General features: G+C 70.5%; 17 protein-coding genes. 7 read left to right on the top strand and 10 right to left on the bottom strand.

The genetic code is table 11. The annotated features are described in order from the left end of the window. Positions 1 to 225 precede the first annotated feature (225 nt). Positions 226 to 708 carry a hypothetical protein gene (locus tag AB0B68_RS06425; RefSeq protein ID WP_357200474.1) on the top strand — a complete coding sequence of 161 codons (483 nt, stop codon included), beginning with the start codon at positions 226 to 228 and terminating at the stop codon, positions 706 to 708. Positions 709 to 871: 163 nt separating this feature from the next. Further along, on the top strand, positions 872 to 1,297 hold the full coding sequence (locus tag AB0B68_RS06420; protein WP_357200477.1) for a DUF6188 family protein: 426 nt from the start codon (positions 872 to 874) through the stop codon (positions 1,295 to 1,297). Positions 1,298 to 1,497: 200 nt separating this feature from the next. Here AB0B68_RS06420 and AB0B68_RS06415 read toward each other — a convergent pair whose 3' ends face one another. Beyond that, positions 1,498 to 2,124: a DUF2625 family protein gene (locus AB0B68_RS06415; protein WP_357200480.1), complete on the bottom strand. Its 627-nt coding sequence runs from the start codon at positions 2,122 to 2,124 to the stop codon at positions 1,498 to 1,500. A 271-nt stretch (positions 2,125 to 2,395) separates the two neighbouring features. Continuing rightward, positions 2,396 to 5,911, bottom strand: a complete 3,516-nt coding sequence (gene metH, locus AB0B68_RS06410) for a methionine synthase (protein ID WP_357200482.1) — start codon at positions 5,909 to 5,911, stop codon at positions 2,396 to 2,398. A gap of 261 nt (positions 5,912 to 6,172) precedes the next feature. Here metH and AB0B68_RS06405 point away from each other — a divergent pair, with 261 nt between their 5' ends. The 3 genes from AB0B68_RS06405 (at position 6,173) to AB0B68_RS06395 (ending at position 9,467) form a co-directional block, all read left to right on the top strand. Continuing rightward, positions 6,173 to 7,042, top strand: coding sequence for a PAC2 family protein (locus AB0B68_RS06405; protein ID WP_030332815.1), 870 nt, complete (start codon positions 6,173 to 6,175; stop codon positions 7,040 to 7,042). A 124-nt stretch (positions 7,043 to 7,166) separates the two neighbouring features. Then, entirely contained in the window at positions 7,167 to 7,958 is a 792-nt protein-coding gene (locus AB0B68_RS06400; RefSeq protein ID WP_357200486.1) for a GntR family transcriptional regulator, read from the top strand. Positions 7,959 to 8,261: 303 nt separating this feature from the next. After that, a complete protein-coding gene (locus tag AB0B68_RS06395; RefSeq protein WP_357200489.1) occupies positions 8,262 to 9,467 on the top strand; it encodes an acetylhydrolase in 1,206 nt (401 codons plus the stop codon). Between the two features lie 125 nt (positions 9,468 to 9,592). On the opposite strand, the gene mshC is transcribed toward AB0B68_RS06395, so the two are convergent. The 6 genes from mshC to AB0B68_RS06365 form a co-directional block, all read right to left on the bottom strand. Beyond that, positions 9,593 to 10,831, bottom strand: a complete 1,239-nt coding sequence (mshC, locus tag AB0B68_RS06390) for a cysteine--1-D-myo-inosityl 2-amino-2-deoxy-alpha-D-glucopyranoside ligase (RefSeq protein ID WP_357258156.1) — start codon at positions 10,829 to 10,831, stop codon at positions 9,593 to 9,595. A 66-nt stretch (positions 10,832 to 10,897) separates the two neighbouring features. Then, complete coding sequence (locus AB0B68_RS06385; RefSeq protein WP_112587406.1) at positions 10,898 to 11,716, bottom strand: SCO1664 family protein; 819 nt, start codon at positions 11,714 to 11,716, stop codon at positions 10,898 to 10,900. Further along, complete coding sequence (locus AB0B68_RS06380) at positions 11,713 to 12,294, bottom strand: DUF3090 domain-containing protein (protein WP_357258153.1); 582 nt, start codon at positions 12,292 to 12,294, stop codon at positions 11,713 to 11,715. The genes AB0B68_RS06385 and AB0B68_RS06380 overlap by 4 nt, the downstream gene beginning before the upstream one ends. A gap of 157 nt (positions 12,295 to 12,451) precedes the next feature. Further along, positions 12,452 to 13,156: an MSMEG_4193 family putative phosphomutase gene (locus AB0B68_RS06375; RefSeq protein ID WP_357207724.1), complete on the bottom strand. Its 705-nt coding sequence runs from the start codon at positions 13,154 to 13,156 to the stop codon at positions 12,452 to 12,454. A 110-nt stretch (positions 13,157 to 13,266) separates the two neighbouring features. Continuing rightward, the gene (locus AB0B68_RS06370; RefSeq protein ID WP_030490918.1) at positions 13,267 to 14,103 is read right to left on the bottom strand and encodes an undecaprenyl-diphosphate phosphatase; all 837 of its coding nucleotides are present in this window, start codon (positions 14,101 to 14,103) and stop codon (positions 13,267 to 13,269) included. Further along, positions 14,100 to 15,152, bottom strand: coding sequence for an LLM class F420-dependent oxidoreductase (locus tag AB0B68_RS06365; protein WP_210865913.1), 1,053 nt, complete (start codon positions 15,150 to 15,152; stop codon positions 14,100 to 14,102). Before AB0B68_RS06365 ends, AB0B68_RS06370 begins: the two co-directional genes overlap by 4 nt. 187 nt (positions 15,153 to 15,339) lie before the next feature. On the opposite strand from AB0B68_RS06365, the gene AB0B68_RS06360 reads away from it, so the two are divergent. Together AB0B68_RS06360 and AB0B68_RS06355 are read left to right on the top strand one after the other, a co-directional pair. Further along, positions 15,340 to 16,311, top strand: a complete 972-nt coding sequence (locus AB0B68_RS06360; protein WP_112587412.1) for an aldo/keto reductase — start codon at positions 15,340 to 15,342, stop codon at positions 16,309 to 16,311. A 237-nt stretch (positions 16,312 to 16,548) separates the two neighbouring features. Next, entirely contained in the window at positions 16,549 to 16,740 is a 192-nt protein-coding gene (locus tag AB0B68_RS06355; RefSeq protein ID WP_013734349.1) for a DUF5703 family protein, read from the top strand. A gap of 52 nt (positions 16,741 to 16,792) precedes the next feature. On the opposite strand, the gene AB0B68_RS06350 is transcribed toward AB0B68_RS06355, so the two are convergent. Both AB0B68_RS06350 and AB0B68_RS06345 read right to left on the bottom strand, forming a co-directional pair. Next, complete coding sequence (locus AB0B68_RS06350; RefSeq protein ID WP_091408864.1) at positions 16,793 to 17,455, bottom strand: hypothetical protein; 663 nt, start codon at positions 17,453 to 17,455, stop codon at positions 16,793 to 16,795. A gap of 58 nt (positions 17,456 to 17,513) precedes the next feature. Next, positions 17,514 to 18,842, bottom strand: a complete 1,329-nt coding sequence (locus AB0B68_RS06345; protein ID WP_357208160.1) for a M20/M25/M40 family metallo-hydrolase — start codon at positions 18,840 to 18,842, stop codon at positions 17,514 to 17,516. Positions 18,843 to 18,890: the final 48 nt, after the last annotated feature.

The following is an 18,890-nucleotide window of genomic DNA, read 5'->3' as shown; positions in this document are numbered from 1 at the left end:
CCTGTGGGTCAATGTTCGTCACTCCTGGTCCAGCTCTGACGGCCTGGAAACGGCATGATCTTAGAGCTCCTGCCGGGCTCCCGACCCCTTTGCTTGCACGGTTGCTGCCGCAAGCCTGTGAACCAGCCAGCGCCGTCGCTCAGGCCGATGGTGACCCGCTGGCTACCCCGAGCTACCAGCGCTGTCACTCAGTTGGTCACCCGGCGAGTCGCTATGGTCACTGCCATGGCGTCTTTCAGCCCTGAGGAGACCGAGCGGCAGTGGGACTACGAGCTACTTCGAGACGGCGCAGTCACCGGCTTCCACGATGAGAAGCATCTCGACCACGTCGTGAGTGAGCTGGTGAGTCTCGGATATGGCGTCGCCCAGACTCGCGGTGGCAACGGATCCAAATCCAACCTGCTAGGCGAACTCCTCTCCCAGGTAACGATGCGGTACTGCGGCTGGTCGGTCCAGAATCTGGACGCCTTCTGTGACACCCTGCGCTACATCGACTTCGCCGGCGTTACCGGCTGGGCGCTGGTCATCCACCAGCTCGACGAGCCGTTCAAAGCCGATCCGCAGTGGACGCGGACCATGGCCGACATCATCGCCCAGGTCTCGTACGAGCACCTGCTCATGGGAAACCGACTCCTCGCGTTGCTGCACAGCCGAGATAGGGACGTGACGCTCGGCCGGCTCGGCGGTCACGAGCACTTATGGCGCTAGCCCGCCGGCTATAGGCCATACAACGACGGTCGGGCCGGACTCACCGTCCGACTTTGGGCCGACACCACCGTGGTCCACCTGCTCCTCAACGGCGTCCGACTAAAGACCGCCTCCTCCCGGCTCACCTCCGCCCACCTGCGCCAACTGAATCAGGGCAGGCCCGATGAGAGTTCCCACCCCGCTGACCGGCTGCCGTGTCGACCGAACAGTCTTCGACTACCAGGTCCGGCTCAGCCTCTCCGCGCTCGCCCCCGACGAGGGCTATCGTGTCGACGCCGAACTGGCCGTCGAAACTCCGTTCCTGCTCCGCGACCCGGACGGGCAATGGCACGAACTTGACCCCGGCACAGGAACCCGCCTGGCACCCGTCCTGGACCTGTTCGGTCAGACCATCAGCAGCGTTGAGATCCACGGCAACGGTGCCCTCCACCTGACCTTCGACAACGACGCCGAGTTACACATCGACCCCCATCGCCACTACGAGTCCTGGCACCTCACCGGCACGGGAGTCGACCCGATAACCGTCGGCCCAGGCGGGGAAACCGACTGGCAGACGGCTCCCCAGCCCGAACCACCCCACATCGGCTGACATCCACAACCAAGATCGTCTAGCCGGAAGTGTCACGGATCAAGTGACAGCGATCCGTAACGCATCAAGTGGAGCACGACATCGCCGGCTGGCCGATGTCGTGCTCCACTTGATGCGTTACGCGGTGGCTCCACCTGATGGGTGACATTGGTAGATAACTGGTGGGAGACGAGGACGACTCAGGAAGTGGATGGGCGCCGCTAACGCTCTTCTTCCGACGCCATCTGGCGCGCAGTGTCCTGGTAGTACGACACCAGTTGCGGCAGGGGTACCGCCTTGCGGGAGGCTGAGGAGAGATCCTTCCCTTCCGCTGACCACGGCGGCGGCCATGTGCTGATCCCCTGATCGGCGGTGAGCGCTTCGACGTCCGCTTTCCACCCCGGCCACCGCAGAGTGTCATAGAACTGAGTCAGCGAACCAGCGAGGACCGCATACAGCCAGTCGGCGTACCCCTGGCCGAGGTCCAGCCACTCGAGATCATCTGGACCGAAGTAATGGATGGTCGGCTTACCGCCGGGCTGTGCCGGCACCCACACGAACTGGCCGCCCATGACGTCGTAACCGACGACGATCCAGGGACCGGTGGGGTCCGACTCCGTTGCTACGTCCGGCAGCCCATCGTGACCGCTACCAAGGACGCGTAGCCAACCGTGGTCTACCAGCAGCCCTCCTGTGTTGGCGACAACCGCACCAAGCCACGAACGAGTCGTGATTCCCAGCGTCGCCAGGCAGGCTTCCGCACGAGCAGGATCGGCAGGAAGCACATCAACCGGGTACGGGGCCACCGCCAGCGCCGCAGACACCTCGGTCCATGCTGACTGCTCCACGGCCGTAGCTTGCCTGAAGACAGGCAAGATCGTCTAGCCGGACGTGTCGCGGATCAAGTGACAGCGATGCGTCACGCATCGGTGGAGCCCGACATCGCCGGCATTCCCTGCCGACAGCGAGGACCGCACGCGCAGGGTCATTGATGCGGCCTTCGGCGAAGACCAGGCCGCCGGGGACGTTCCGGAAGCCCTCGACGGCCCGAAGACGGCATGATCATGGTTCAGCGAACCTCGGGAAGGCCGTAATCGCAGGTCAGTGACCCTGCGCCCGTTACTTGGCGTTGAAGTAGTTGGCCTCCGGGTGGTGGACCACGATCGCGTCGGTGGCCTGCTCCGGCATGAGCTGGAACTCCTCGGACAGCTCGACCCCGATCCGGTCCGCGCCGAGCAGATCCATGATCTTCGCCCGGTCTTCCAGGTCGGGGCAGGCGGGGTAGCCGAACGCGTACCGGCAGCCCCGGTAGTCGTTGTGCAGGATGCCGGCCAGGTCCGCCGGGTCGTCGTGGCCCAGCGGGCGGCCGTCGGGCAGCGTCATCTCGGCGCGAATGCGCTGGTGCCAGTATTCGGCGAGGGCCTCGGTGAGCTGCACGGAGAGGCCGTGCACCTCCAGGTAGTCGCGGTACTCGTTGCGGGCGAACAGCTTCGCCGCGTACTCGCTGACCGGCTGGCCGACGGTGACCAGTTGCAACGCGACCACATCGAGCTGGTCGCCCTGGGGCCTGAAGAAGTCCGCCAGGCAGAGTCGCCGCTCCTGCCGCTGCCGCGGGAAGGAGAACCGGGCGCGCTCCGCGTGCCCGTTCTCGTCGAGCACCACCAGGTCATTGCCTTCGGAGTACGCGGGGAAGTAGCCGTACACCACGGCTGCCTCAAGGACCTGGTCGGCGATCAGCCGGTCCAGCCAGTACCGCAGCCGCGGCCGACCCTCGGTCTCGACCAGCTCCTCGTAGGAGGGTCCGCTGCCACCCCGGGCGCCGCGCAACCCCCACTGCCCGGAGAAGGTGGCCCGCTCGTCGAGCAGCGCCGCGTAGTCGGCCATCGGCACGCCCTTGACGACCCGGGTGCCGAAGAACGGCGGAGTGGGCACCGACACGTCGGCGGCCACATCGGAGCGGACCGAGGAGTCGTGCAGCTCCGGCAGCGACGTGGTGACCATCGAGCGCTGCCGTTCCCGGCGCGCCCGCCGGGCGGCGAGAGCCGCCTCCCGCTCCGGGTCGATCACCGGGGCGCCGCCGCGCTTGGCCGTCATCACCCGGTCCATCAGGGACAGGCCCTCGAACGCGTCCCGCGCGTAGTGCACCTGCCCGGGGAACGTCGACCGCAGGTCGTCCTCGACGTACGCGCGGGTCAGCGCCGCCCCACCCAGCAGGACCGGCCAGCGTTCCGCGACCCCGCGCGTGGCCATCTCGGCCAGGTTCTCCTTCATGATGACAGTGCTCTTGACCAGCAGCCCGGACATGCCGATCGCGTCGGCGCGGTGCTGCTCTGCCGCGTCGAGGATGGCGCTGATCGGCTGCTTGATGCCGATGTTCACCACCTCGTAGCCGTTGTTGGACAGGATGATGTCGACCAGGTTCTTGCCGATGTCGTGCACGTCGCCGCGTACGGTGGCGAGCACGATGCGGCCCTTGCCGCCGTCCTCCGCGGTCTCCATGTGCGGTTCCAGGTAGGCGACCGCGGTCTTCATCACCTCGGCGGACTGGAGCACGAACGGCAGCTGCATCTGGCCGGAGCCGAACAGCTCACCGACCACCTTCATGCCGTCCAGCAGGATGTCGTTGATGATCGACAGTGGGGAGCGGCCGCCGGCCATCGCCTCGTCCAGGTCGGCCTCCAGGCCGTTGCGCTCACCGTCGATGATCCGCCGCTTGAGCCGCTCGTCGAGCGGCAGCGCCGCCAACTCCTGGGCGCGACTGGCGCGGGCGCTGGTCACGTCGACGCCCTCGAAGAGCTCGAGGAAACGCTGCACCGGGTCGTACCCCTCGCGTCGCCGGTCGTACACCAGGTCCAGGGCGACCTCGCGCTGCTCATCGGGAATCTTCGACATCGGCAGGATCTTGCTGGCGTGCACGATCGCCGAGGTCAGGCCGGCCTGCACACACTCGTGCAGGAACACCGAGTTGAGCACCTGCCGGGCCGCCGGGTTCAGCCCGAAGGAGATGTTCGAGATGCCCAGGGTGAAGTTGACACCCGGGTAGCGGCGGGAGATCTCCCGGATCGCCTCGATCGTCTCGATGCCGTCGCGGCGGGTCTCCTCCTGCCCGGTGGCGATCGGGAAGGTCAGCGCGTCGATCAGGATGTCGGCGCGGTCCATGCCCCACCGGTCGGTCAGGTCGTCGATCAACCGCGCCGCGACCCGGACCTTCCACTCCTGGGTACGGGCCTGACCCTCCTCGTCGATGAGCAGCGCCACCACCGACGCGCCGTGCTCCCGGACGATCGGCATCACGCGCGCGTACCGGGACTCGGGGCCGTCGCCGTCCTCGAAGTTCACCGAGTTGACCACGCAGCGGCCGCCGAGCATCTCCAAGCCGGCCTCCACCACGTTCGGCTCGGTGGAGTCCAACATGATCGGCAGGGTGGACGCGGTGGCGAACCGACCGGCCAGCTCCCGCATGTCCTGCGTGCCGTCGCGGCCGACGTAGTCCACGCACAGGTCGAGCAGGTGGGAGCCGTCCCGTGCCTGACTGCGGGCGATCTCCACACAGGCCCGCCAGTCGCCGGCGAGCATCGCCTCCCGGAACGCCTTCGAGCCGTTGGCGTTGGTCCGCTCCCCCACCATCAGCACCGAGGCGTCCTGGGCGAACGGCACCGGGTGGTAGACCGAGGAGACGCCCGCCTCGTGCCGCGGCTCCCGGGCCGGGGCGGTGACGCCGTGCAGCCGCTCGGCCAGCACCCGGATGTGCTCCGGGGTGGTGCCGCAGCAGCCACCGATCAGCCCCACGCCGTACTCGGTGATGAACCGCTCCAGGGCCTCGGCCAGCTCCACGGGAGTCAGCGGGAAGTACGCCCCGTCGGCGGTCAGCACCGGCAGGCCGGCGTTCGGCATCACCGACAGCGGGATGCGGGAGTGCTGCGACAGGTAGCGCAGGTGCTCGCTCATCTCGGCCGGGCCGGTCGAGCAGTTGAGCCCGATCAGGTCCACGCCGAGCGGCTCGATCGCGGCGAGGGCCGCCCCGATCTCGCTGCCGACCAGCATGGTGCCGGTGGTCTCCACCGCCACGTGACAGATGATCGGCACCGTCTGGCCCAGCTCGGCCATCGCCCGCTTCGACCCGACCACCGCCGCCTTGACCTGGAGCAGGTCCTGACAGGTCTCGATGATCAACGCGTCGGCGCCGCCGACGATCAGACCCGCGGCGTTCTCCTGGTAGGCGTCGCGCAGGGTCGAGTAGGCGGCGTGCCCGAGGGTGGGCAGCTTGGTGCCCGGCCCGATCGAGCCGAGCACGAAACGGGGCCGATCCGGGGTGCTGGCCGCGTCGGCGGCCTCCCGGGCGATCCGGGCGCCCGCCTCGGACAGCTCGCGGATGCGGTGCGGGATGTCGTACTCGGCGAGGTTGGCGAGGTTGGCCCCGAAGGTGTTGGTCTCCACGCAGTCGGCGCCGACGGCCAGGTAGGCGTCGTGCACCCCGCGCACCACGTCCGGGCGGGTGACGTTGAGGATCTCGTTGCACCCCTCGAGCCCGTCGAAGTCGTCGAGCGTGAGGTCCGCGGCCTGAAGCATCGTGCCCATCGCGCCGTCGGCGATGAGAATGCGATCAGCCAGCACATCCATCAATGAAGTCCGCACCCGTTCAGGTTAGTGCGATTCCGCCGGACTCCACGACCATCATCGTGCGATCCCCTATTGTGTCACGGGAATCACGCTGTCTGGTTCGTTCGGGTATGACCTGCTGCCGGAGCGGCCGACCGGCGCGGCCGACGGGCCGCACCCTCGCCCTGCACGTAGGCTGGCGGACGTGAAGGACAACAGGGACGCCACCGTGCCACACGGTATGACGACCGGGCGCGGTCCCGGCGCCAGCCGCGACGAGCAGGGTGAGGTGACGGCGTGACCGAGTTCGACGGACTGCCGGTGCTGCGGTCCCCGGTGGCGATCGCCGCGTTCGAGGGCTGGAATGACGCCGCCGACGCGTCCACCGCCGCGGTCGAGCACCTGGAGCAGGTCTGGAACGCCCGGCAGATCGCCGAGCTGGATCCAGAGGACTTCTACGACTTCCAGGTCAGCCGGCCCACCATCACCATGGCCGACGGGGAGACCCGGCGGGTGGAGTGGCCGACGACCCGGTTCATGGTGGCCAGCCCGGAGGGCACCGACCGTGACGTGGTGCTGATCCGCGGCATCGAGCCGAGCATGCGCTGGCGGACGTTCTGCGAGCAGGTGCTGGAGATCTGCCACAGCCTGGAGGTGGAACGGGTGGTGCTGCTCGGCGCGTTGCTGGCCGACGTGCCGTACACCCGGCCGCTGCCGATCAGTGGCAGCGCCTCCGACGCGCAGGCCGCCGAGCGTTACCAGCTCACCCCCACCCGGTACGACGGGCCGACCGGCATCGTCGGCGTGCTGCACGACGCCTGCACCCGCGCCGAGGTGGACGCCGTCTCCTTCTGGGTGCACGTGCCGCACTACGCCAACAACCCGCCCTGCCCGAAGGCCACCCTCGCCCTGCTGCACCGGGTCGAGGAGGTCGTCGACCTGCCGGTGCCGATGGCCGACCTGGCCGAGGAGTCCGCCGAGTGGGAGCAGCGGGTTCGCAGCGCCGCCGAGCAGGACGCCGAGCTGGGCGAGTACGTCCGCGAGCTGGAAGAGCGGGTCGGCGACGAGGGGATCACCCCGTTGACCGGTGACGAGATCGCCCAGGAGTTCGAGAAGTACCTGCGCCGCCGGGGCGGTTCGGCCGGCCCCACCGCCGGCTCCTGGTAGCACTGTTTTCGCTGCGGGCCTTCGGACCTTTTGTGGTCCGGGGGCCCGTTTTCGCGTGTCCGGGGTAGCGCCGTCACACCCCCTAGGGCATCCTAGGAACCTAGATGTGATCAAGGAGGCGGGTGTGCAGATCAATCCCGGGGCCGCCGAGTTCCCGCACCGACAGATCGCCGCGCAGCTCAAGGCCCAGGTCCGGCGCGGGGACTGGGGGCCGGGCGAGCGGCTGCCGTCCATCCCGGCCATCGCCGAGATGTTCGGCGTCGCCAAGCAGACCGTGCAACGCGCCGTCGACCAACTGCGGGTCGAGGGCATCCTGATCACCAAACCCGGCTCCGGTACGTACGTCCGGGGCACCCGCCGCCGCCTCAACCGCCTCTCCCGAGGCCGGTACGGCGGCTTCCGCGGCTACCACGCCGACCTGGCCGCCCGGTACCGTCAACAGCTCGTCTCCGTGGGGCACGCCCCCGCCCCCGCCGAGGTGGCCGACGCCTTCGGCGTCTCCGACGGCACCAACCTGCTCTGCCGCCGGCACCTCGTCCGCACCGACGACTCCCCCGTCGAGGTGGGCGCCTCCTGGTTCCTGCCCCGCGACACCGCCGGCACCTCTCTGGAGCGCGCCGAGGCGTTCGGCCGGCCGCTCTACCAGGAGGCCGAGGAAGCCACCGGACGACGGTACGTCTCGGCAACCGACACGATCAGCGCCCGTCAGCCGAGCCGGGAGGAGGCCGAAACGCTCCAGATCCGACCGGACACCCCGGTGCTGCACCTGCTGCACGTGGCGTACGACACGCACCGCAAGCCGATCGAGGTCTCCCAGGCGACCTGGCCCGGCCCGATGACCACCCTCACCGAGGAGTACAAGATCCCCGGCCCGACCCCCGACCCGGAACCCGACCCCGGCCTGGTCCTGGGCTAGCCAGCACCGCCCCGCCCCGCCCCAGCCCAGCCCTGGCCCTGCCCTGCCCTGGCCCCCGCCCGGTCCGGCCGGCGGGCTCGGCGATCTTGCGCTTTCGGTCGTGCTTTTGCCTGTTCTGCACCTTTCGCTGGGACAGAAACTGCAAGATCGGGGCTATTAGCGCGCGCCAGGGCGGCCTCTCAGAGCTCACCCCGTTGTCGAAACTCGTCGCCGTCGTTGCATCTATACACTCGGTATATATACTGCGGGTATATCGATGGTCGGGCGGCCCGTTCCGGCGTCGAGCAACCCAGGGGAGGATCAATGCCAACCGTGAAACCTGTTGGTGCACGGGGGATCACGCGGCGCGGCCTTGTCGGAGCCGCGCTGGCGGTCGGGGCCGGCGTACCGTGGGGCATCGCTGGCCGCGCCACGGCGGCAACCGCCGATGCGGGCCCGGCCCGGCTCACTCTCCCCCGGCCGACCGGGCCGTACCGCGTGGGTGTGGTGCCACTGCATCTGGTCGACCGGTCGCGGCCGGAACCGCTGGCGGGGCCGGGGCGGTATCGGGAACTAATGGTCAGCGTCTGGTACCCCGCCCGGAACGAGCGGCGCTACCCGCGTTCCCCGTGGATGACGGCCGCCTCGATGCGCGTGCTGCTGGAATCCGCGGGCTTCGACCCCCACGCCGCGCTGGCGCCGTTGACGGCCGGGCACGAGGGCGCCCCGGTGCGGCACCCGGGCCGGCGGTTGCCGGTGGTGCTGTACTCGCACGGTGCCGGCAGCCACCGTTCGGACACCACCATCGTGGTGCAGGAACTCGCCAGCCACGGGTACGCGGTGGTCACTGTGGACCACACGTACGACGGGTTCAGCGAATTCCCCGACGGCCGAGTCACCGTCCAGGAGGAAGACGTCGATTCCACCCCGTGGACCTACACCAGGGACGTCCGATTCGTCCTCGATCAGATCTCCGACCTCGCCGCCGGGGGCAACCCCGCCGTCGACCACGCGCCACTGCCGACCGGGCTGGGCGCCTCCCTGGACCTGAGTCGGATCGGCATGTTCGGCTGGTCGAAGGGCGGCACCGCGACGGCCCTGACCATGGGCACCGACCGGCGGGTCCGGGCGGGGCTGAGCCTGGACGCCCCGATGGTGTCGCAGCCGATGCCCACCACCGACCTGTACCGGCCGTTCATGCTGATGACGGCGGAGTACACCCAGGCTGCGGAGCCCGCCGTCGCCGAGTTCTTCACGCACCTACGGGGATGGCGACTCAACGTCCAGGCCGCCGAAGCGATCCACTCGTCCTACGGCGACAACCAGTGGCTCGTGCCGCAACTGGCGAAGCTCATCGGCATGAGCGACGAGGAACTCGTGCGTTGGGTCGGCACGCTCGACCCCGCCCGCGCGGTCCGCATCGGGCAGGCGTACCCGCTGGCGTTCTTCGACCTGCACCTGCGCCACCGGGGCGGACACCTACTGAACGGCCCGAGCCGGTCCTTCCCCGAGGTGGCGTTCATTCCGTGACCCGGCCGACAGAGCCTCCGTCGATCATGGAGTTGTGGTGCCTCGCGTAAGGGGCACAGCTCCGCTTGTCGCCCACCACAACTCCATGATCGACGCGAGCGGGGCGGGGCCCGGCTTGCGAGGGGCTAGAGGCGGATGCCCAGGAGGGCGTCGACGGTGGTCGCGAAGAGAGCGGGCGCTTCGGGGTCGTCGGTGGCACCGGCGAGGGTCGCCTCGGCCCAGCGGTCGGCTGCGGCCAGGGCTCCGGGAGTGTCCAGGTCGTCGGCCAGGCGTGCGCGTACCTCGGCCAGCAGCTCGGCCCCGGACGGCCCGGCGGGCGCGGCGGCGGCCCGCCGCCAACGGTCCAGGCGCTCGTGCGCGGCGGTGAGCAGGTCGTCGGTCCAGGTGCGGTCGCTGCGGTAGTGCCCGGAGATCAACGCCAGCCGGATCGCCATCGGGTCGACCTTGTCCGCGCGCAGCCGGGACACGAAGACCAGGTTGCCGCGGGACTTGGACATCTTCTCGCCGTCCAGACCGATCATGCCGGCGTGGACGTAGTGCTCGGCGAACGGCGCCTGGCCGGTGAGCCGCTCGGCGTGCGCGGCGGAGGCCTCGTGGTGCGGGAACAGCAGGTCGTTGCCGCCGCCCTGCACGTCGATCCGATCACCGAGCAGGTTCAGCGCGATGACCGCGCACTCGATGTGCCAGCCGGGGCGGCCCGGGCCCAGCTCGCCGCCCGGCCAGGACGGCTCGCCCTCGCGGGCGCCGCGCCACAGCAGCGGGTCCAGTGGGTCCCGCTTGCCGGCCCGGTCGGGGTCGCCACCGCGCTCGGGGAAGATCTCCAGCATCTGCTCGCGGGTCAGGTTCGACTCGTAGCCGAAGCGGGGCGTGGCGGAGATGTCGAAGTAGACGTCGCCGGTGCCGTCATCGAGCCGGTACGCGGCACCGTCCTTGAGCAGCACCTCGACCTTGTCGGCGATGTCCGGGATCGACTCGACGGCACCCACGTAGTGCGCCGGCGGGATGATCCGCAGCGCCTCCATGTCCTCCCGGAACAGCGCCGTCTCGCGCATCGCCAGGACCACCCAGTCCTCGCCGTCGCGGGCGGCCCGCTCCAGCAGCGGGTCGTCGATGTCGGTGACGTTCTGCACGTAGCGCACCGGGCGGCCGGCGTCACGCCACACCCGCTGCACCAGGTCGAACGTGATCATGGTGGCGGCGTGGCCGAGGTGGGTGGCGTCGTACGGGGTGATGCCGCAGACGTACATGCTGCCCGCGTCGGCCGGCTCACTCGGGTGGACACCCTGCCGCGCCGAGTCGTACAACGCCAGTGGCTCGCCCCTGCCCGGCAGCCGTGGCACCTCGTGTCCCGCCCAAGACTCCATGGGATCAGCCTAGCCAGCCCGCCGGCAACGCCGGAGCGCCCCACGGGTGATCAAGATGACAGCGGGTCACATGGGCGGCCAGGGCATCGCCGGCCAGTCCTCCGGAGGCTGCGGGAAGCAGCCGGTCTCGCGCAGCCGGTCGACCCGAGCGGCCACCTCGGCCACCTCGCTGATCGTCAGATGGTCGGCCAACTCCGCGCCGAGCGCACCGGCGACCTGACCGGCCAGCGCGTCGAGCATCTCCACGGCGTCCGCGGGCAGGCGCTTACCGGCCCAACCCCAGAGCACGGTGCGCAGCTTGTCCTCCACGTGGAAGCTCACCCCGTGGTCTACGCCGTAGATCCGGTCGTCGGCACCGACGAGCACGTGACCGCCCTTACGGTCGGCGTTGTTGAGCACCGCGTCGAGCACCGCGAGCCGGGCCAGCCGTGGGTCGTCGGCGTGGGCGAGGGCGTACGCGGCGCCGTCGTCGTCCCGGGCCGCGGCGATCGGGATCCAGCGTGGCGGCAACTCCCCGGCGGGCAGGAAACCGACAAGTGGTTCGGCGTCCTCCGGCTCGTCGATCCACAGCTGGCAGGAGCCGGGGCCGAACGGGCCGTCGCGCAGCACCGTCGGCGGCACCAGGTCCCATCCGGTGGCCCGGGAGACCAGGTACGCCGAGACCTCCCGGCCGGCCAGCGTGCCGTCGGGGAAGTCCCAGAGGGGGCGCTCGCCACGGACCGGCTTGTAGACGCACCGGGCGGTCAACCCGTCCAGGGTCAGGATGCCGCGCAGCGTCGTGTTCGACGCGTCGACCAGCCGACCTTCCAGGTCGAGGACGCCGTCACGCAGCAGCCGCAGCGCGGCGTCGCCGTCCTGGCGAGGCTGGAGGCCGGACGAGGTCACCGGTGATAACCGTTGTGCCGCGGGCAGAGGTGCCCGGCGGGGTCCAACGGTTGGCCGCAGAGCGGGCACGGTGGCCGGCCCGCGTTGACCACTCGCCGGGCCCGCTCGATGAACTGGCGGGTCGCCTGGGGAGTGAGCCGGACCCGGAGCCGATCCAGGTCCTCGTCCGGCTCTTCGTCCTCGTCGTCGTCGTCGTCGTCGTCCTCGTCGCCGAGCTCGACCTCGGGCTCCACCTCGCCCGCCGCGATCGCCTCGATCACCACGGTGGCGGTGTCCACGTCGAAGGCCAGCCCGAGCGTCCCGACCCGGAACTCCTCGTCGACCGGAGTGTCCAGCGGCTCATTGTCGCCGATCACCGGCGCCAGCTCGGGCAGGTCCACCCCGAAGCGACGCTGCGCCTCGGTGAGCAACTCCTCAAGCTTCTCGGCGAGCAGGGACACCTGGACCTTCTCCAGCGCGACGCTGACCAGCCTGCCGCCGCCGCGGGCCTGCAGGAAGAACGTGCGCTCCCCCGGCGGCCCGACAGTCCCGGCGACGAACCGCTCCGGCGGTTCGAAGGCGTGCACCTGGTGGGTCATACCCACGACCCTATCCGGCCCGCCCTGGCATCGCGCACCCCACCGACCCGAATCGCCACAGCGACGGCGCGCCCGGTGTAGCAGGGGTTACACCCGGGCGTGGCGGCCATTTCGGCCTACGCGGACGCCCCGGCCGGGGGCGGTGTCGTGACGGGCCTCACCGCGACGCACCCGCTCCGCCGCCGACGGCCGCGTCCGAGTCGGCCACGCGGTTCGCGCGCCGACGCCGCTTGGCCGGCGGCGGCACCAGCGCCGCCAGATCGCCACCGGTGTCGTTGAGTCGCACCAGAAACGGACGCAGCGGCGTGAACCGGATCGCCGTCACCGACGCCGGGTCGGCAACGATCCGCTGAAAGGCATCCAGGTGTACGCCGAGCGCGTCCGCCACGATGGCCTTGATCACATCGCCGTGGCTGCACGCCAACCAGACCGCCTCAGGCCCGTGCTCGGCGGTGACCCGCGCGTCCCAGGAGCGCACCGCCGCCACGGCACGGGCCGCCATCGCCGCCATCGCCTCGCCATCCGGGAAGACCGCGGCGCTGGGGTGCTGCTGGACCACCGGCCAGAGCGGCTCCTTGGCGAGTTTCTTCAGCGGCTGCCCCTCCCAACTGCCGTAGTCGCACTCGATCAGCCCGTCCTCGACGATCGGGGCGGCCTGCGGGAGCGCCAGCTCCAGGGTCTGCCGGCAGCGGATGAGCGGGCTGGTCACCACGGCGGCCAACGGCACCGCCCGCAGGCGCTCGCCGACCGCGGTGGCCTGCGCGCGCCCGGTGTCGTCCAACTCGACCGGTTGCCGACCGGCCAGGCCGCCATCGGCGTTCGCCGTGGTACGGCCGTGTCGCAGAAGCAGAAGGGTTGCCACGGGACCACCCTATGACCTGGCCCCCGGGCCGGGCCGTCGCGGGCGGCGACCTCACGACTGCGGCCCTCGTCCCCACCCCCGAGCGGAGACGAGGGCCGTCGGCAGACCGGTCAGGTGGCGCTGATCGTGCCGGTCAGCAGCAGGGCCAGGACCAGGGTGCCCAGCGCGACCCGGTACAGCACGAAGACGTACAGGGTGTGGTGGGCGACGTAGCGCAGCAGCCAGGCGATGGCCGCATAGCCGATGCCGAACGCGATCAGGGTGGCCACGATCGTCTGGGCCACGGTCGGCACTGACGTGCCCGGGGCGGACGGTTCGAAGACGTCCCCGAGGCTGAACACCCCGGACATCACCACCGCCGGGATGGCCAGCAGGAACGAGTACCGTGCCGCCGCCTCCCGGGTCAGGTTGAGCAGCAGGCCGGCGGTCAGCGTGCCGCCGGAGCGGGACACACCGGGGACCAACGCCATCGCCTGGGCGAAGCCCATCACGATGCCGTCCTTCATCCGGAAGTTCTCCAGGGTGCGGGTCTGCCGCCCCCAGTACTCGGCGAACGCCAGCACGAACGCGAACACGATCAGCGTGGTCGCCACCACCCACAGGTTGCGCCCGGCGGTCTTGATCTGGTCCTTGAACAGGAAACCGAACAGCCCGATCGGGATCGAGCCGACGATGACGTACCAGCCCATCCGGTAGTCGAGGCTGGAGCGGACCGACTTGTCCCGGATGCCCACCAGCCAGGTCCGGGTGATCCGCCAGATGTCCTTGGCGAAGTAGATCAGCACTGCCGCTTCGGTGCCGAGCTGGGTGACCGCGGTGAACGACGCGCCGGCGTCACGGTCGAAGAAGATCGCCGAGGTGATCCGCAGATGCCCCGACGAGCTGACCGGAAGGAACTCGGTCAGTCCCTGGACGATGCCCAGGACGATGGCCTCGACCCAGGTCACTCGCCGACTCCCGAGAGGTCGAGAGCCTCGGCGACGGTACGCAGAGTCTGCACACCGCTGTCCCGGTCGGCCACGAAAAGGGTCACCGACAGCGTGGTGACCCCGGCTGCCGCGTACTCCCGCATCCGTTCGGCGACGCGCTCCTTCGGACCGAGCAGCGAGGTGCGGTCGATGAACTCCATGGGCACGGCGGCGGCAGCGTCACGCTGCCGCTTGGCCAGGTACAGGTCCTGCACCTCGCGGGCGGCGTCGCCGTAGCCCATCCGGGTGGCGAGCTGGTTGTAGAAGTTCTGCTGGCGGCTGCCCATACCGCCCACGTAGAGCGCGGCGTACCAGCGGACGAGTTCGGCGCAGGAGGCCACGTCGTCGCCGATCACCACGGGCACCGACGGCACCACGTCGAACCCGGCCAGCTCCTTGCCGACCTTGGCCCGCCCGGCGCGCACCGAGGCGAGCTGCTCCTCGGCGAACTCCGGAGCGTAGAACACCGCCAGCCAGCCGTCGGCGATCTCGCCGGCCAGCTCCAGGTTCTTCGGGCCGACCGCAGCCAGGTAGATCGGTATGTGCTCGCGCGGTGGGTGGAAGCCCAGTCGCAGGGCCTTGCCCGGGCCGTCCGGCAGCGGCAGCGTGTAGTGCTCGCCGTCGTACGCCACCTCCTTGCGGGCGATGGCCAGCTTGACGATGTCGACGAACTCGCGGGTCCGGGCAAGCGGCTTGGCGAAGCGCACACCGTGCCACCCCTCGGAGACCTGCGGGCCGGAGACGCCCAGGCCGAGGCGGAACCGGCCGCCGGAGAGCGCGTCGATAGTGGCGGCGGTCATGGCGGTGGCCGCCGGCGTACGGGCGGGGATCTGCATCACCGCTGCGCCGACGTCGATCCGTTCGGTCTGGCCGGCCATCCAGGCGAGCATGCTGGGTGAGTCGGAGCCGTACGCCTCCGCCGCCCACACCACCGAATAGCCCAGCCGGTCCGCCTCCTGGGCCAGCGCCAGGTGGTCGGCCGGTGTGCTCCACGCCGTCTGGTATCCGAGACTGAGCCCGAGTCGCACTGGTCCTCCCCCATCCGTGGCACAGGTCGCCCCAGGTTACGCAATGCCGATAACGGACTCGATCACCGGCTCGACACCTTATGATCCCCCCTCCATCGGGGCAGCCCGGGGCGGCGGAACCGGCAGAACCGGCAGAGATACGGGAGCGAGGATATCGGTGGCGGCAGGTTCGAAATAAGGTTCACCCATGCAACAGCGACCGCTCGGCCGAAGCGGGCTGGCGGTTTCGCGGCTCGCGCTCGGCACCATGACCTGGGGCCGGGACACCGACGCCGACGATGCGGCCGCTCAGCTGAAGAGTTACCTCGACGCGGGCGGCAACCTGATCGACACCGCCGACGTGTACGGCGACGGCGACGCCGAGTCGGTGATCGGCTCGCTGCTGGGCTCCCTCGTCCCCCGCGAGGAGCTGCTGATCGCCACCAAGGCGGGGTTGCGCCCCGGCAGTGGCCGACGCCGGGACGGCTCCCGGGGGCACCTGCTGCGTACCTTGGACGCGTCGCTGCGCCGCCTCGGCACCGACCACGTCGACCTGTTCCAAGTGCACGGCTACGACCCGGACACCCCCCTCGAAGAGACCCTGGCCGCCCTGGATCACGCGGTGGCCAGCGGCAAGGTCCGCTACGTCGGGGTGTCGAACTTCTCCGGCTGGCAGACCGCGCGGGCCGCCGCCTGGCAGACCGCCTGGCCGGGGCGGGCGCCGGTGGTCGCGTCCCAGGTGGAGTATTCGCTGCTGGAACGGGGCGTGGAGCGGGAGGTGCTGCCCGCGTGCGACGCGCTCGGCCTCGGCGTGCTGCCCTGGTCGCCGCTGGGCCGGGGCGTGCTCACCGGCAAGTACCGGCACGGCCGTCCGGCCGACTCCCGGGCCGCGTCGCCGCACTTCGAGCGGTTCGTCTCGACCTACCTGGAGCCGCGCTGCTCCAGCATCGTGGAGGCGGTGGCGACGGCGGCCGGTGGGCTGGGGGTGTCGCCGCTGGAGGTGGCGTTGGCCTGGATCCGGGACCGGCCGGGCGTGACCGCGCCGATCCTCGGCGCGCGCACGGTCGGGCAGTTGCTCGGCGCGCTCGCGGTGGAGCGGATCACCCTCCCAGAGGAGATCACCACCGCGCTGGACGACGTCTCCGCGGTGCCGGTCGGCTACCCCGAACGCGACGGCTGACCGGGCGGCCGCGACCGTCCCCGGGCGAAACCGGTCCAGCGCGTCGATCTTGCAGTTCCTGTTGCCGTTATGGTGCGACGTGACTGTTTTGTCGCGACAGGAAGTGCAAGATCGGCGCGGCGAGGGGGTTGGGCGGGCGCGGGGTGGCGTGGAGGCGGGGCGAACCGGTGGGGGCGGCGTTGTTGGTCACCCTGGAGGGGGTGGCAAACGGTCGCTGGGCTGGGCAGCATGGAGGGCATGGACTACGAATACGCGCCACTGCGGCTGCCGCCGAACGTCGACCGGTTGACCGCAGCGGCGCAGTTGGCGATCCAGGCGGAGTTCTCCGGATGGGAGTTGGCCCGGGTGCGGCTGTACCGGGACGGCACGCGGCAGGTGGTGCTACGTCGGCGGCGGGTCAACCAGCCGCAGCCGGGTCTGTCGTACTGACGACCGGGCGGTGCCGCCCGAGGCCGGAGTCCGGCCCCGGGCGGCACCCGGCCTAGTGCTGGTGCCCGGCGTGGTCGTGGTCGTCGTCGAGCTCCAGGAACGGGTGCTCGTCGAGCCGACCGACCAGCCGGTCGTCGGCAGCCGGCTGGAACGGGCCGACCGCGTCGTCGTCGTCAAACGACTCCAGGTCGACCGGGGTGCCCACCTCGCTGACCATGACCACCCCGTCGAGTGGCTCCAACTCGGGGACGTCCAACGCGCCGAGCGAGCCGTCACCACTCTGCAGCAGCTCCAGCACGGCCTCGCCGACGCCCTCCACCGGCGCCGGCTCGTCGTCCTCCGGGGTGCCCTCGCGGCGGGCCGCCTCGGCCACCCGCAGCAGCGCGGCGACGCTCGGCACCCGGTAGTCGCGACGCTGACGCACCGAGATCACCCGAGGGTGCGGGTCGCTGGCCTCGGCACCCTCGCCGCCGCCGAAACGCTCGTCCGCCTCGTCCGGGTCGATCGAGTCGACATCCCACGGCGTCACCTCGCCGAAGGCGTCGAGCAGCCGCTCGTCGTACGCGAAGGAGGCGTTGTTCAACGCCACGTACGCCTGCCAGACGTCGTCGTCGTCGACGCGGCCCTGCGCGGCGCGTACGGCGGCCAGGTGGTGGCGGGCCGCTTCGATCACCCGCTCGAGAGCGGCGTCCAGCTCACCATGCTGGTCGGTCATGTGGGGCAGTCCCTTCACGATGGGGAGGTTGCGCGCCGGCGGACACCGCCGGACACGACTAGCAGGTGCGGAGGAACCGGTCGAGAACCCGCACGCCGAACTGTAGTCCGTCGACCGGAACGCGCTCGTCGATGCCGTGGAACAACGCGGAGAAGTTCAGGTCGGCGGGCAGTTGGAGCGGCGCGAACCCGAAGCAGCGGATGCCGAGCTGCGAGAACGCCTTGGCGTCGGTGCCCCCGGAGAGCATGTACGGGACGGGCCGCGCCCCCGGGTCCTCCGCGCGCAGGGCCGCCGACATGGCCTCGACCAGGTCACCGTCGAAGGTGGTCTCCAGCGCCGGCTGCCGCTGGATGTACTCGATCGCGATGTCCGGGCCGACCAGCTCGCGCAGTTGCCGCTCCAGCAGCTCGGACTGGCCGGGGAGGCTGCGGCAGTCGATGGTGGCGGTGGCCCGGCCGGGGATGACGTTGTCCTTGTATCCGGCGCTCAACCGGGTCGGGTTGGCGGTGTTGCGGATGGTCGCACCGATGATGTTGGCGATGGGGCCGAGCTTGGCGATGGCCGTCTCCGGGTCGTCCGGGTCCAGCTCGATGCCGAGCAGGTCGGAGACCTCGGTGAGGAAGGCTCGCACGGTGTCGGTGACGACCACCGGGAAGCGGTGCCGGCCGATCCGGGCGACCGCCTCGGCGAGCGCGGTGACCGCGTTGTCGTCGTGCATCATCGAGCCGTGCCCGGGGCGGCCCTTGGCGTGCAGCCGCAGCCAGTCGATGCCCTTCTCGGCGGTCTCGATGAGGTAGAGCCGCTGGCTGTCGTTGACCGAGTAGGAGAAGCCGCCGACCTCGCCGATCGCCTCGGTGCAGCCGTCGAAGAGGCCCCGGTGGTTGTCCACCAGGAAGTGCGCGCCGTACTCGCCGCCGGCCTCCTCGTCGGCGGTGTAGGCCAGCACGATGTCGCGCGGCGGGCGTACGCCGGTGCGCTGCCAGTGGCGCACCACGGCGAGCACCATCGCGTCGAAGTCCTTCATGTCGATGGCGCCCCGGCCCCAGAGGTAGCCGTCGCGCAGCTCGCCGGAGAACGGGCCCACCGACCACTCGTCGGCGTCGGCGGGCACCACGTCCAGGTGGCCGTGCACCAGCAGCGCGCCCCGGCTCGGGTCGGTGCCCGGGATGCGGGCCACCACGTTCGCCCGGCCCGGCATGGACTCGTGCAGGACGGACTCCACGCCCACCTCGGCGAGCTTCTCCGCCACGTACTCGGCCGCGCGGCGCTCGCCGGCGCTGGTGTCGTTGTCACCGGTGTTCGTGGTGTCGATGCGCAGCAGGTCGCGGCAGAGGTCCACGACCTCTGCGGTGGGGTCGGGCAGGGCGGAGGCGGCGTCGCTCGTCATCGCCTCTTCATACCAGCCCGGGCCGCTCGACAGGCCGGCGCGGGTGGA

The sequence above is a fragment of the Micromonospora sp. NPDC049049 genome (assembly GCF_040649115.1).
In the GTDB taxonomy this organism is placed as follows: Bacteria; Actinomycetota; Actinomycetes; order Mycobacteriales; family Micromonosporaceae; genus Micromonospora.
The sequence above is the reverse complement of the archived record's forward strand: the minus strand, read 5'-3'. Positions and strand labels throughout refer to the sequence as shown.

Bases quoted from the DNA above. Each gene is read 5' to 3' on its own strand.
- AB0B68_RS06425 (WP_357200474.1), top strand. From the start codon at position 226: ATGGCGTCTTTCAGCCCTGAGGAGACCGAGCGGCAGTGGGACTACGAG.
- AB0B68_RS06420 (WP_357200477.1), top strand. From the start codon at position 872: ATGAGAGTTCCCACCCCGCTGACCGGCTGCCGTGTCGACCGAACAGTC.
- AB0B68_RS06395 (WP_357200489.1), top strand. From the start codon at position 8,262: ATGCCAACCGTGAAACCTGTTGGTGCACGGGGGATCACGCGGCGCGGC.
- mshC (WP_357258156.1), bottom strand. From the start codon at position 10,831: ATGGAGTCTTGGGCGGGACACGAGGTGCCACGGCTGCCGGGCAGGGGC.
- AB0B68_RS06380 (WP_357258153.1), bottom strand. From the start codon at position 12,294: ATGACCCACCAGGTGCACGCCTTCGAACCGCCGGAGCGGTTCGTCGCC.
- AB0B68_RS06360 (WP_112587412.1), top strand. From the start codon at position 15,340: ATGCAACAGCGACCGCTCGGCCGAAGCGGGCTGGCGGTTTCGCGGCTC.
- AB0B68_RS06355 (WP_013734349.1), top strand. From the start codon at position 16,549: ATGGACTACGAATACGCGCCACTGCGGCTGCCGCCGAACGTCGACCGG.
- AB0B68_RS06350 (WP_091408864.1), bottom strand. From the start codon at position 17,455: ATGACCGACCAGCATGGTGAGCTGGACGCCGCTCTCGAGCGGGTGATC.
- AB0B68_RS06345 (WP_357208160.1), bottom strand. From the start codon at position 18,842: ATGACGAGCGACGCCGCCTCCGCCCTGCCCGACCCCACCGCAGAGGTC.